Origin of the sequence: Neolewinella aurantiaca (assembly GCF_008014675.1) — a bacterium.
In the GTDB taxonomy this organism is placed as follows: domain Bacteria; phylum Bacteroidota; class Bacteroidia; order Chitinophagales; family Saprospiraceae; genus Neolewinella; species Neolewinella aurantiaca.
In genome coordinates, this window is sequence record NZ_VOXD01000038.1 from 46,205 (window position 1) to 59,579 (window position 13,375).

At 52.3% G+C, this 13,375-nt stretch carries 14 protein-coding genes; 6 read left to right on the plus strand and 8 right to left on the minus strand.

Annotated elements, in window-relative coordinates; translation table 11 throughout:
- Positions 1-69: 69 nt before the first annotated feature.
- Entirely contained in the window at positions 70-801 is a 732-nt protein-coding gene (locus tag FUA23_RS19200) for a LytR/AlgR family response regulator transcription factor (protein WP_147932389.1), read from the minus strand.
- Between the two features lie 91 nt (positions 802-892).
- The gene (locus FUA23_RS19205) at positions 893-2,050 is read right to left on the minus strand and encodes a sensor histidine kinase (RefSeq protein WP_147932390.1); all 1,158 of its coding nucleotides are present in this window, start codon (positions 2,048-2,050) and stop codon (positions 893-895) included.
- Between the two features lie 105 nt (positions 2,051-2,155).
- Here FUA23_RS19205 and FUA23_RS19210 point away from each other — a divergent pair, with 105 nt between their 5' ends.
- The 3 genes from FUA23_RS19210 (at position 2,156) to FUA23_RS19220 (ending at position 3,647) form a co-directional block, all read left to right on the plus strand.
- On the plus strand, positions 2,156-2,419 hold the full coding sequence (locus FUA23_RS19210; RefSeq protein WP_147932391.1) for a hypothetical protein: 264 nt from the start codon (positions 2,156-2,158) through the stop codon (positions 2,417-2,419).
- A 181-nt stretch (positions 2,420-2,600) separates the two neighbouring features.
- Positions 2,601-3,053, plus strand: a complete 453-nt coding sequence (locus FUA23_RS19215) for an FKBP-type peptidyl-prolyl cis-trans isomerase (protein WP_147932392.1) — start codon at positions 2,601-2,603, stop codon at positions 3,051-3,053.
- 72 nt (positions 3,054-3,125) lie between these two features.
- Positions 3,126-3,647 carry a TrmH family RNA methyltransferase gene (locus FUA23_RS19220; protein WP_147932393.1) on the plus strand — a complete coding sequence of 174 codons (522 nt, stop codon included), beginning with the start codon at positions 3,126-3,128 and terminating at the stop codon, positions 3,645-3,647.
- A 58-nt stretch (positions 3,648-3,705) separates the two neighbouring features.
- Here the strand turns inward: FUA23_RS19220 and FUA23_RS19225 are convergent, their stop codons facing one another.
- Positions 3,706-5,706 carry a tetratricopeptide repeat protein gene (locus FUA23_RS19225; protein WP_147932394.1) on the minus strand — a complete coding sequence of 667 codons (2,001 nt, stop codon included), beginning with the start codon at positions 5,704-5,706 and terminating at the stop codon, positions 3,706-3,708.
- Between the two features lie 119 nt (positions 5,707-5,825).
- Here FUA23_RS19225 and surE point away from each other — a divergent pair, with 119 nt between their 5' ends.
- Positions 5,826-6,659 carry a 5'/3'-nucleotidase SurE gene (gene surE, locus FUA23_RS19230; RefSeq protein ID WP_147932395.1) on the plus strand — a complete coding sequence of 278 codons (834 nt, stop codon included), beginning with the start codon at positions 5,826-5,828 and terminating at the stop codon, positions 6,657-6,659.
- Between the two features lie 453 nt (positions 6,660-7,112).
- On the opposite strand, the gene FUA23_RS19235 is transcribed toward surE, so the two are convergent.
- The 3 genes from FUA23_RS19235 to FUA23_RS19245 form a co-directional block, all read right to left on the minus strand.
- Positions 7,113-7,403: a hypothetical protein gene (locus tag FUA23_RS19235; protein WP_147932396.1), complete on the minus strand. Its 291-nt coding sequence runs from the start codon at positions 7,401-7,403 to the stop codon at positions 7,113-7,115.
- Between the two features lie 66 nt (positions 7,404-7,469).
- Positions 7,470-7,835: a hypothetical protein gene (locus tag FUA23_RS19240; RefSeq protein ID WP_147932397.1), complete on the minus strand. Its 366-nt coding sequence runs from the start codon at positions 7,833-7,835 to the stop codon at positions 7,470-7,472.
- A 210-nt stretch (positions 7,836-8,045) separates the two neighbouring features.
- Positions 8,046-9,227, minus strand: coding sequence for an acetyl-CoA C-acyltransferase (locus tag FUA23_RS19245; RefSeq protein ID WP_147932398.1), 1,182 nt, complete (start codon positions 9,225-9,227; stop codon positions 8,046-8,048).
- Positions 9,228-9,450: 223 nt separating this feature from the next.
- On the opposite strand from FUA23_RS19245, the gene FUA23_RS19250 reads away from it, so the two are divergent.
- A complete protein-coding gene (locus FUA23_RS19250) occupies positions 9,451-9,891 on the plus strand; it encodes a DUF4293 domain-containing protein (RefSeq protein ID WP_147932399.1) in 441 nt (146 codons plus the stop codon).
- Between the two features lie 121 nt (positions 9,892-10,012).
- Positions 10,013-10,423 (plus strand): large conductance mechanosensitive channel protein MscL, encoded by a 411-nt coding sequence (gene mscL, locus FUA23_RS19255; RefSeq protein ID WP_147932400.1) that lies wholly within the window; start codon positions 10,013-10,015, stop codon positions 10,421-10,423.
- A gap of 95 nt (positions 10,424-10,518) precedes the next feature.
- Here the strand turns inward: mscL and FUA23_RS19260 are convergent, their stop codons facing one another.
- Positions 10,519-11,235 (minus strand): hypothetical protein, encoded by a 717-nt coding sequence (locus tag FUA23_RS19260; protein ID WP_147932401.1) that lies wholly within the window; start codon positions 11,233-11,235, stop codon positions 10,519-10,521.
- A 196-nt stretch (positions 11,236-11,431) separates the two neighbouring features.
- A complete protein-coding gene (locus FUA23_RS19265) occupies positions 11,432-13,048 on the minus strand; it encodes a hypothetical protein (protein WP_147932402.1) in 1,617 nt (538 codons plus the stop codon).
- Positions 13,049-13,375: the final 327 nt, after the last annotated feature.

Below are 13,375 nucleotides of genomic sequence, written 5' to 3' on the forward strand. Positions count from 1 at the left end.
TAAGAAAGCGGTTAACCACCCTCTGAGGTGATTAACCGCTTTCGTTTGCTGATCAAGTGAAATTACTCCTTAGAGCTTAAACCCTTCAATCCGGCTGGCCAAAACTTCCCGGTAAGACTTACCAACCGGCAGAGAGGTCGTTTTGCCCTTCTCTTTTACTTCTACCATGTTACCATGAAGCGCCTCTATGCGGTTCAGGTTCACGATGTAGCTGCGGTGGATACGCTGGAAGTTAGCGTTCGGAAGGCGTTCATCGAGTGACTTCATCGTCTGGAGGGTAATTACGCGATCTTCCGGCATGCGGATGATGACATAATCCTTGAGGCCTTCGATGTAAACGATGTCTGCGAGGTTAACGCGAACCAGCTTTTTGTCGGCCTTCACGAAGAAGAAATCAGCTCCGGATTTCTCCTCTACTACTTCTCCGGCATTAGCTTTTTGTTTCAGTTCCGCTTGTTCGATGGCACGGTTACAGGCCGTCAGGAAGCGTTCGGTACTGATGGGCTTTACGAGGTAATCGAGGGCGTTGAGCTCGAAGCCCTCGAGCGCGTAATTTGGGTAAGCAGTGGTAAAGATGGTTACCGGCGGGTCGGTAAGCCCCTTCAGAAAATCGGTACCGGTGAGCTGAGGCATATTGATATCAAGAAACATCAGGTCTACGTCCCGGTCTTTCAGTACGTCGTTGGCCTCAAAGGCATTGTCGCATTTAGCGATCAGTTCAATTTGGGGAATTTTCTCGAGGTAGGTTTCGAGAATATCCTGAGCCAGGGGCTCGTCGTCAACTATAATTGCGTGTATCATACTGCGATATTAAGGGTGTTAGAGGGGGAGGTCAAACTTGGTCGACCAATCTGGCTGGATAATCGTTAAACGGATGTTAAAAACATACTGTCTAGCGGAATACATTCTTGCTCTCTCCGGCGGAGCCGACCGTCTGGGCGGGAAGTTCTGCAATGGGCGCGGGCGCCAGTTCAAGGTCGAGGTGGACGGCATAGGTGCTCGGGGATTCCCGGATATTGAGCTCATAGCGGCCTTTGTACAACAGGTCGAGCCTCCGACGAACGTTGACCAGCCCGATGCCTCCACTGGGGCGGGAACCGTGCAATTGGCTCGGCATTTGGGAGCCTTTACTGTTCTCCAGAATAAAATGAACCGCGCGGGGCTCTACGTTGAGCGTAGCGACCACAAAACCGTCTTTGATGTTGGCGTTTACCCCGTGCTTGAAGCTGTTCTCCAGAAAAGGGATCAGCATCAGTGGCGCGATCATCTGATCGGAGACATTACCGTTCACTTTCAGCTGAATGTCTATTCCTTTGCGCTGGCGCAAACGCTCGAGATCGAGGTAGTTCCGCAGGTAATTGATCTCTTTTTTTAGCGGGACGCGGGGCTCGTTACATTCGTAGAGCATGTACCGCATCATCTCGGAAAGCTTAATGACGATGTCGGGAGCCTTATCGTCTTTCTTCAGGGTCAGTGCGTAAAGACTGTTGAGGGTATTAAAAAGGAAGTGCGGATTGATCTGGCTCTTAAGAAAGCGCAGCTCAGACTGCATGCTCTCGTTCTCGGTAACGGTTTTTTTGCGGTTCTGGACAATCCAGTCTATCATGATTTTCCCTACGGTGCTTAGCGCCGCGACCAGAAACGTACTGAAGAAGTAAGCGTAGAGGTTGTTCAGGATATCATCCTGAATACTGCCGACCTTGGAGAAAAGGAAGTACTTCAAGACCAGCTTAAGCGGCGTGAAGATCAGCGCCACCCCAATCAGCAGCAACAGGTACGTCCAGTATTGCCCTTTTTTGAGGTACTGCGGAAAGAGGTACAGCAGGTTGATATAAACGATAATGATGTAGAAAACGACATTGATTGCTTCGCTTGCCACCGAAAGGCCAAAGGAAAAATCCCCGATTCTCCATTGCATGAGCACGAGGAATACAAAAAACGCTAACCAGCCACCTGCGTGGTAGAACGGCCTTTGCGTCAGGGTGTGGCCCAGTCGGTCGAGAAAACTTCCCGCATCTTTTTTAATCGTGTCGCTATTAATCACGGACATGACGCAATGTACGGCGGGAGGCTGAATTACCCAGATCCTTTTCCGACCAAAACCTTCCTTTTCCGGACAAGCGAATGAAACTGAGCATTGTCGTACCTTCGCACTATGGGAAAAATAATCGTTCTCGTAGCAGCAATTGCCATCATCTACTACATCGGAAAAGAAGTTCTGGGTGCATTTCGTCACTTAAGTGATGAAGAACTGGCCGACTTTTGGGCCGGCCGCACTAAAAAGTCAGACCCTAAAGCCCAGCGCCGGTTCAGTGAGCACCTCGGCAGTTGCTCCAGTTGCCGCGACCGGCTGGACGAAATCCGGAAGTCCGAAAGCGGGCCGGGAGCAGATGCACCAATGATTGAGCGCAAGTATTAGGTTCTCTACCACACTACTTATGAGTTAGGTTTTCTGGCCGGTAATCCTCCAGACAACACCACTTCGCCCGGCTACGACAAGCCCTTATGTCGGCCAGACGCTGTAATTCTTATCTAAATAAGATGAGCGGACAGACAGCGGACCAACGTACCTTTGCGTTCCCTTATAAATAAAAATCAACATGAAACTCTACATCACACTGTTTGCCGCCATGCTTTTCCTGGCGATGGGATGCCAGGACGAAACCTGCTTCGAAGAAAAAGGCCTCATCAGCATGGACCAATACCTGCTGGACAACAACCTGACGCCTGAAACCGACGAAGACTCAGGCCTGCGTTACACCATCATCCAGCCAGGTGGAGAAGACAAACCTGCCGCCGACGCAGACGTAGTCGTAAACTACGAGGGCTGGCAAACCAACGATGAAGTATTCGACAGTTCTGACGAGGCCATCCGGTTTCCCCTTGAGCGCCTGATCGGTGGTTGGCAAATCGGCATCCGCCTTATCGGTGCCGGAGGAAAGATCCGGCTCTACGTTCCTTCTTACCTCGCCTACGGCACCAGCGGGACCGGAACGATCTGCCCGAACTCAGACCTGATCTTCGACATCGACCTGATCTCTTTCACCGATTAATTACCTCAGGCAACCCTTGGTTTTATTTCATCCTGAAATTCGGGTGATAACTTACTTCCGATTCTACCCTCTATGCGCCAACTGGAGCATCATGAAATAAAGAACTCCGGCAAGCGCTACCCTATCCGGTTGCTTTGCCCGGACTGGCGAGATCCGCGCAACGTAGGCTCAGCTTTTCGGCTGGCCGATGCTGCGGGTCTCGCCGGCTTACTTTTGGCGGGCTCCACTCCCCAACCTCCCAACCCCAAGATTGATAAGACGGCAAGGTCTACCGTTCGCAGTGTACCTTATACGAGCAGCCCCGACCCCGCTGCGCTGCTGCGTTCGGCCAAAGACGAAGGTGCCTATATCATTGCGCTGGAGATCACCGACGAAAGTCAGTCTTTACTTCAATACCAGCTCCCGGAAGCCGTGCTGACTTCCGACCAGGAAGTTATCCTCGTAGCCGGAGCAGAAGACCACGGCGTCCCGCCGGAACTTCTCGCGCTCTGCGACAGCAGCGTTCACCTGCCCATGTTTGGGCAAAACACTTCAATGAACGTCGCCGTTGCGCTGGGAGCGGCCGTCTATCTTTTGCTGAGCAAATGGTCCTGAACGGCGTGAAACACAGCTGATCTGAGCACCAGTAAAAACCTCGCTTGGAGCAACGATCTTAGTTCCCAGCCCGCTCCCGACGGATGCCCGGCTTCAACCGCTCTGCGGCCTGAAACTCGACCTCTGCGGCATCCGTTTGGCCAGCGTTGTACAGCGCAATTGCGTAGTTCCAGCGGGCGTCAGGATCGTTAGCGTTCACTTCCGAGGCGCGCTTGAAATAGCTAATCGCCGCGGCGGTCTGACCAGACACACCGTAGGCGACCCCCAATAACCGCAGGGTTTCGTAGTTATCCGGCGCAAGCTGCTCGGCGCGGCGGAGGTAGCGGAATGCTCCCGCCAGATCTCCCTTTGCTTCGCCGGCATCCTTACCTGCTGCGGTGAGCGCAATCACAAGGTTGTCGGTGGCTGCCTGGTATCCACCATCCAGGGTCAGCGCCTGGTCGTAATCAGCAATCGCCGCGTCGTAGTTGTCCTGCAGGAGGTACGCGTTGCCGCGCAGCAGATAAGCGTTCTTATAGGTCGGGTGAATTTCTATGGCCCGGGTCAGATGATCCGCAGCTTCGGTGAGCAGGCTGATCTGCCCCGGTTTTTCCGTAGCACTCAGTTGCTGGAAGCGATCTACTTTCACCCCGCCGGCAGCGTTGAGCAGTTTGGCGGAGTTGGGCTGCTTTTCCACATCCGTGGTAAAGAGCGTAAAGTTGTCTTTCCAAACCGGGTTACGAACGATCGTGAGGACCGAAAACACCAGCGCCAAAGCGGGAACAGCATAAGCCACCGCGCTGCCAAATTTGCGGACTCCACGGGCGATGAGGGCCGTTACCGCAATTGCCCAGCCCAGGGACGGCATGAACAGGAAACGTTCCGACATATTGGTACCAACGCTAAAGAAAACGTTGCTGACGATAGACAGCGAAGCGAGGTAAATCAGAATCCCCAGCGCAACGAACGGATGGCTCCGAAACTTCAGCAGCGCAAAAACGGCCATCCCTGCGTGCAGGAGCAGCCCCAGCCATGGCGTGATTTCGGTCCAGGACTTCACGGGCACAGCCATAGGGTAATAATCGTGAACCAGTCCGGTAGGCACGAACAGCAGCCGGATGTATTCCCACAGGGTATGCATCACTGTTGCCAGCCGGTCTCCGGTGGAAAGGTGCACCCAACTCCCGTTCTTCATCTCCAGAAAAGGGTTGTTCATGAGTTCCATTACCGGCTCTCCGAGAGAAAGCCCGATGACCGATGACCGGATAGCCAGGAACAGGATTACCGCTCCGAGGGCAGGAAGGACGTAATTCAGGCGTCCCCAGCCTTTTTTATGGTCGCCGAAGATGAGCAATACGGCGGGGATCACGGCCAGAAAGGTCAGGGCGTTTTCTTTCGCCAGGCATCCTAAAAAAACGAGCATTGCACCTGCGGCCGCGCCCAAAAAACGCTGTCGCTCGGCCGCACGAAAAATCAGCCAGGTTCCGCCAACGGCGCCCAACAGCGCGATTATTTCGTCGCGGCCTTTGATGTTGGCCACCGCTTCGGTGTGCAGGGGATGAACGGCAAAAAGAGCTGCAGCAGCCAGTGCGAACCACCACGGGAGGCGTGCCTGCTTTGCGGCCAGGTCGCGCACAAATAAAAACACGACTACCACCAGCAAACCGTACCACAGTACATTGAGCAGGTGGTGCAGAAAAGGGCCGCTGCTGATCTGCCTTTCCAGGGCGAACATGGCGGGCGTGAGCGGACGGTACCGGCCGCCAGCCACCAGGCTGGCCTTTGAGTCGTCGTTGAAAAATCCGTAGAATGTGTCGTGACTAAAGAGTTCGCCCCACCCGGACACTCCTTTTTTAACGATGCTGTTCTCCGTGATTACGATGGCATCATCGAGGGCAAAATCGTGTCCCAGCGTATTGGCGTAAATTGCTGCGGCGAGTACAAACAAAACAAGTGCCTGGAGTTTCGTTTTACGAAACCAGGGCAAATCCTTTGTTTCACTCGGGCTGTTATCGCCAGCATTGTGCCGGGGCAACTCTGCCGTTTTGGAGGGCCGTTGTTTTTTCTGCTTCTTTGCCATGGGGTGAAAGTACGAAGGCGCGGCCGCAGGTGCAATGAAACGGTTAAAGGAGCAAAGCAGGAACTTTATGCCCCGGTCACGACTTTACCATATTTACTCATTCCGAAAACCTTATCCCCATGCCCCTGATACTAGTTACCAACGACGACGGCATTACCGCCGGCGGCCTTAAAACACTCGTTAACTCCGCCCGCAAATTCGGCGACGTACTTGTTGTTGCGCCCGATAGTCCTCAGTCGGCCCAGGGCCACGCCATTACCATCGAGCGCCCGGTCTTCGTACGCGAAAGCGATGTTTTCGGAGAAGAGGTAGAAGCCTACGAATGCAGTGGTACACCCGTCGACTGCGTCAAGATCGCTAAGTCTGTTCTCCTTAACGGCCGGATGCCGGATCTCTGCGTGTCCGGAATCAACCACGGCTCAAACGCAGCCATCAACATCATCTATTCCGGTACCCTTTCAGCCGCCATGGAGGCCAGCCTGGAAGGAACCCCCAGCATCGGTTTCAGCTTCCTGGACTATAAAGCTGATGCCGACTTCAGCGTCTGCGTCCCTTACGTAGAAAAACTGATCAGCCATGTGCTGACCAACGGCATGGCTGAAGGCAACCTCTACAACGTCAACATTCCTAACCTGCCCGCCGATCAGATCCGGGGCATCAAGGTCTGCCGCCAGGCCGAGGCGCGCTGGGTCGAAGAATACGTGAGGGGTGAAGACCCCCGCGGCCGTCCTTACTACTGGCTCACCGGGAAGTTTGTCAATAACGAAGCCAGCGAAGACGCCGATGCCAATGCGCTTCAGGCGGGCTACGTATCGCTGGTCCCCAGCCACCACGACCTCACCAATCACCTTGCTTTGGAGCAATTGAAAGCCATCGAAACAGAGTTACAGCCAGCAAAAGTGGGCAATTCCACCGATCAGGACCGGGAAAAACAGCAACTTGAGCAGTTTTAGATCCTATCTAAGACCGTTAAATAAGTTATATACTCCGGTCCGTAAGCAGATCCCCGGATATGCAATATGAACGATCAATCGGATTACCTTTGCTTCCGCCTTCATGAAATTCGACCTCAGATTTATTTTTAGGTATAGAACGATTTACAGACATTACCTCAAGTATGAGGATCATTATCTCATGAGAGTATTGCGAATATATTTTACTTTCTCCCGGATCGTTCACGAAAGATGAGAACACCCAATATATCATCTGATATCCGGCTAATTTAAGAGAGCGATTCCAGCAGGAGTCGCTCTCTTGTTCTTTGTAAGAAGCTATACCGAACTACTTTGACTTATACCAGAACCAGCACAAGGAGTCAAGACATCAGCTGTGTCTCCGCCTCCGCAGGTCCCTCACTCCGGACGAAGTGTTGACAGACTATACCTTCTTTTGGGTAAACAACCGCCCTACCCCAGCAGGTCGCGGCCGAAGTAGAAAAACCAGGCCATGGCCAGAATCATGGTTCCGGTGGCAAGGCCCCGCAAACTCCGGTTGCGGTACGTCTTCCTGAAATAATTCAGCGGCATCACGTTCAGGCAGATCGCAATGAGGGCAACCGTTCTCAGTTCGAAGGAAATGGCTTTACCTGCCCCCTCTCCGATCATTGCCTGTAGCTGCAGAAGCAAAACGTATGCTATGGCAGGAATGATGATAGAAACCACCAGGCCAACCCAGAGATGATCGTTCTTTGGTACCATTGTTTAATTTGTTAGTCTGTTAGAGAATGTGTCCGCGGCCGCTTTTGTGTTTTTCCGCAAAAAGCGCTACTCGACGTATTCCTGGCGTTTGATCAGGAAGACCCATTCACTGTCATCGGCGTCTACACGGTAACCGTAATCGTAACAGAAATGATAAAGGGTATTGTTGCGGGTAACGTACTGATTGGTGAAATACCGAAACTTGAACCCACGGTCGATCAGGCGCTCTTTACGAACGTTAGCCTTCCCGTCCGGATTCAACTCCGCCAGCACATTTCGATTGTGTCGAAGGATGTTATTAACGTTACGCTGAAAGGCCAGCTCTTCAGCGTTTTGCCGGTTGTGGTAAGCAGCTCTACAGGCCGCCGAACAGTATTTCTTATCGGCTCGACCAGTGTATTCCTCGCCGCATTCAGGGCAGAGTCTCTTCATGACGGCAAGATATGAAAAAGTAAAGGATGGGTAGAATGTGATGGCAGATCGGTGTGTATCACGAGCTGTTTGGATAACCGGATTTTGCCCGTAGCCCACAGCAAACAACACACATAAATACAGACGGCAGCACCGCTGCACGAGAGCATCCTGACATCCAGGCGACAACGTGCGGCGGCACTGCCGGCTACATATACGTTAATGAAGCAACTACACCGCTTCGATCACAACAGCCGAGGCTCCTCCCCCACCGTTGCAGAGCGTCGCCAGGCCGTACTTACCGCCTTTTTGCCGCAGGACATTGATGAGGGTAACGATGATCCGTGCACCGGAAGTTCCGAGCGGATGACCGAGCGAAACACCGCCGCCATTCACGTTCATCTTCTCACGATCAACGCCCAGCTCTTTGCCGAAAGCCATAGGCACAACGGCGAAAGCTTCGTTGACTTCCAGGAAGTCAATGTCTTCCATTTTCAGTCCGGCGCGCTGCAGCGCCAGCGGCGCTGCGAGAGTAGGAGCAGTCGTGAACCACTGTGGCTCGTGGGCAGCGTCGGCAAAAGCCAGGATTTTAGCGAGGGGCTTCAGTCCGAGCTCTTTCATTTTTTCTTCGCTGACCAGCACCAGCGCTGCCGCACCGTCATTGATCGTACTGGCGTTGGCCGCCGTAACTGTTCCGTCTTTCGAGAAAGCCGGGCGTAGCGAAGGAATCTTCTCGAATTTCACTTTTTTGAATTCTTCGTCTTCCGTAACGATCAGGTCGTCTCCCCGGCGCTGAGGTACGTTTACCGCTACGATTTCGTCCGCGAAAGCTCCGCTTTCGGTTGCTGCGGCGGAGCGCTTATAACTGTCAATAGCGTAAGCATCCTGATCTTCGCGGCTGAACTCGTACTTCACCGCAGTGGCGTCGGCGCAGACGCCCATGGCGTTCTGGTCGTACGCATCGGTGAGGCCATCTTTGCTGAGGCCATCGATCAGCTTACGGTCGCCGAACTTCGCGCCCCAGCGGGCGTCGGGTACGTAGTACGGGATGTTGCTCATGCTTTCCATTCCGCCGGCAACCACCAGGTCGTTGTGCCCGAGCATGATGGACTGAGCACCAAGCATTACTGTTTTCATGCCGCTGCTACAAACCTTGTTTACCTGGGTACAGGGAACGGAGTTGGGAACGCCGGCGCCCAGCGCCGCCTGCCGGGCGGGAGCCTGACCGAGATTGGCAGAAACCACATTGCCCATCAGTACCTCCTGAACCTGGTCCGGAGCCACGCCGGCTTTTTCCAGCGCACATTTGATGGCGGCAGCACCTAACTGAGGGGCCGTCAGTGATGAAAAAACACCCCCAAAGGAGCCGATTGGAGTACGCACAGCGGCGCAGATGTATACTGTATTAGGCATGATTGAGACTTTTAGTTGTCTTGGCAATTATTTGAGACGCGAAGATAACACGCGAACAGGTTGCAGGTTGAGGAAAGGTACAAGTCGGTCGGTTCAAACGCAAGCTTATTCTAAAATAACAGGGGTTGACTGAGCCCTAAAAAAAGCCTCCGATCAACTCAACGCAAACAACATGTGGGCCGTAAACTACAACGGCCCTATCTTCGCCAAAAATTACTGACCAATGATCCAACGTCTTCAATCTGTTTTTCTTTTACTTGCTTCAAGCTTCTGTTTCGGTCTCTTCGGAACAGACGCTGCCGACAGCGAGACTAAATTGAACGACAGTGCGCTTTTCCAGGATGGCAGCTTCAACGTATTCGACGACCCTGTCCTGATTGGCATCTTCGCCCTTGCGGGCGTAATTTTCCTCGCCGATATTTTTCTGTTTCGTAACCGCCCGCTGCAAATGAAACTCAGCATGCTTGCGGTGGTACTCACTCTGGCAGGAACCGGTTACGGGGTTTTCCGCTTTTACAATGATATGGGGGCAAAACTAGCCGGTGCCGTAACTCCCGATGTAGGCATTGCCTTTCCGATACTTATCCTTGTTTTCGGGATTTTAGCGCGCAACTTCATTAAAAAAGACGAAAAACTTGTCCGCAGTGCAGACCGTTTACGGTAGTATTTAAAGTTTCTGAACACCCATTTTTTCCTTATTCGTGTATAATTATTGATTAAGTCTTACCTTTTGCCTTCAAACTACTCACCCGCGTACGCTCAGGCGGCGCAATACACAATTTCAAATGATTCAGGAATTCAAAGACTTTATTATGAAGGGCAACGTGCTCGAACTGGCCGTGGCGGTTATCATCGCCGGTGCCTTCGGAGCAGTTGTTACCTCTTTCACTAACGACATCATCCTTCCTCCCATCGGGCAGGCAATGGGTGGCGTTGATTTCTCCGAGCTGAAGTACATGCTGTCTGAGGACGTTGTTGCAGAAGACGGAACCGTTACCGCTGGCGCAGCTATCCGTTACGGTAACTTCATCCAGATGATCATCAACTTCCTGATCATTGCCTTCATCCTCTTCCTGATCGTTAAGGCTTACAATAAGGCTACCGAAGAGCCTGCAGTAGAAGAAGCTCCAGCTCCCGATCCCGGCCCATCCGACAACGACCTGTTGAAGGAAATTCTTGCTGCGCTTAAGAAGTAAAATTCTACGCCAGAAGGTATTACGCCCGGTTGTTTCTCAGGAAGCAGCCGGGCGTTTTGTTTTCAGGCGCGGCCGCAGGATGCAAGGTGAAGTTATCAGGCTTCTTCGTTGATCACCTTTATGTCGATCGCTCCGCTTCCCGTCATACTTATCTTTTTCACCGTCATCCCATCATTAATGACAACGCCGGGCTGCTCCGCACCGTCGTCAAATGCCTGGTCCAGGCACCGCCTTACCACATAATCAAGAACATCAAAACCGGTGTCAATATGATGAACCCTTAAATCTTTCACCACCACCCTTGCACTGGAAAACTGCGACCGCCGGACAGCAAAAACACGCGCAATAGCGCTAATCACTATCGACTCAACCACCTGCCGGTTTACCTCCTTGCTGTAATGATGAGGGTGTTTACTGAAATCAATGGTGAGCGTATTTCCGACGGCCTCAGGTTTCGGGGGTGTCATCTCCAGATGAACGGAAAAATGCCCGAACAGCGGTGGCTTGTAATAGCGCACCATATAGGTCGAATCTATAGCCAGAGAGCCGTCCTGGTTTACGGTTTTCGTCCTGAAGGTTTTCCGCTCAAGCGAGAATTGATTGCCCGGGCCTCCCATTCGCCCTTTCACCCGAAAGATTTCGCCCGTGCGCTTGTCGAGGTAGCGGCGGTTAATCCATTGAGCATTGGTCTCTTTATGAAAGTTGTCGGGAGGAAGCAAAACGAGGTTCCCGGCTTCCACATCTGCGTTCAGAGAAGACAGATAGGCTACAGTCTCTGCTTCTCCGTTTATTAGTTGGGGCTCAGGGAACATGGGTTGTTATTGGATTTGGACATCGTGGACAAGATAACACTTCTCCGTAGCATAACGACCAGGATCTGCCGTCCGAACGCTTCGTAAAACCATCTTTGCACCTGCGTTCGCGCCCTCAGAGCCAAACAATAACGCACCACCCGGAAATCCGGATGGTGCGTTTTTTCCTACTGAAATCGGTTGCCTCCTGGATGTACTATCTACCCAGCACCCGGCGAATTGCCACCTTACCCCCAAATTCAAAGACGTAAATCCGAATACCGGAATAATTGTCAATTGCAGTTGCGGAGTTAACGTTGGCGGTGCCGCGCGAGATCAACCGTCCATCAAGACTAAGGACGGTTACGTTGGCAACACCGGAACCCGGAGTATTGACAGTATAATTTTCCGACGTAAGGGTAACGTCGAGCGCAGGTGCAGTTCGCAGGCCCGGAACCGAAACGACCTCTACGCCTACGTCAATCCGGTAAATTTCCCGTCCCAGATCAGGATCAATGTTACCCGCAAAATAGAGCTGACTGTCTTGCACGTCGAGTAACTGTAAGGAGTAGTTAGCACTCGAAGTTTCAAGCATTGTGGTGCTGTAGTAATTCACCAATTCACCGGTTGCCAGTTCGTAGCGGTAGAAGTCCAATGGTCCACGCCTGGAACTAAGGGTTGCAACAAAAAAAACGTAGCCTCCGGAATGGAGTAAATTAGTAACGGACTCGGCGCTCGTGCTCGCAAAAACGGTAGAGGTTCCCGCTTCGGTGCCATCGGTAATCTTTATTGCAATATCGCTGAAAACACCTCCTTCCGTTTGCCACATCAGAGTGTCTCCAATCCTGACAGCCGGAGCGGTCTGGCGGGCGGCGAGCGCAAAACGCCCTTCTCCGAATAGCTTAACGGGTTCATCAATACCATTAAAGACGTAGTAGTCGTCCGTATCGATGTCCTTCTGAACACGACCGATCCGTAAGCTGTCGGATATCTCGTACCAGCGCTCAACGAACAGGCTCTCACCTTCGTCGTTCAGGTAGCGACGCAACGTATCGGTGTCTGCATCGTAGACGTAAGAAGACCTCCGCTCGGGACTACTGAGTGAAGCATCCAGGCTAAACACCAAATTGCCGTTCACCGCCCTTGGCGCGAAAGCCTGATCGAAGCTGCTCTGGCCCGGAATGAAGGCCAGGCGTCGGACGGTATCGGTAGCATAGAACAGACCACCGGTGAACTGCTCGGAGCCATTGGCTACGTAAGCAATGCCTTCGTTGTACGGCGTAATGGAGCCTCCGGGGAAGTTATCACGGTCGGTACTCAACGTTACACTGGTAGCAAGTTGGGTGCCGGCTCCGTCGAAGAAGCGGTAGAGCGTCGTTCCCAGCGTAAGGTACAATGCACCGTTGGTTCCGAACTCCATTGCCGTGATGCTTGAGGTCGTATTCTCCGGGTCAGGGTCGAAGAAGACCGTAGTACCTTCTTCGGAGCCATCAGATACCCAGACGGCACCACCGTTGACCGGGTCTTTAGCTGCGAAATACGCAAAGCCGTTGCGGGAGGTAAGAAACTTAACCCCGCTGTCTTCTGCTCCGGGGTTGATGTCTTTTAACAGCGCGAATTGCCCTTCGATGAGCAGACATGGTTCCGCTCCGGTGCTTTCGGATGTCGCAACCGTTACTACGCCGGTGCGTACCCGGGCGGTTTGTTGTTCTGTACACAGGGAACATTCGAAGCCATCTTCAGCACCGGTATTGTAATCAATGACCAGTTCGGGCTGGGCGGAGAGACTTACTGCACATAAAGCAGCGATAAATAAAAGTAAGTTTTTAATCATTTGGGGGGTATTTGAATACAAAAAATTCTGGCCGTTCCTAATAGCACGACCCTAATAAAAAGTTTACTCTGAGGATAAATTACACCAGAATTATTTTTCTTTTGTAGCAAGTTCCGCTTCAAGTTTTTCCACTCGTTTAAGCAAGTCGATCTGATATAAGGTTAACTCTTCTATTTTTGGCGGTGTATCAAATGTAAGGATGGATAAACCTAAAAAATGCAGTGGAGCAAAATCACTATCTTGATAGTGACAAAACTCTCAAAACATGCTCATCTGCCCCAGCTGCACAAGTGGTAAGATAGTCAAGAATGGCAAGACTTACTACGG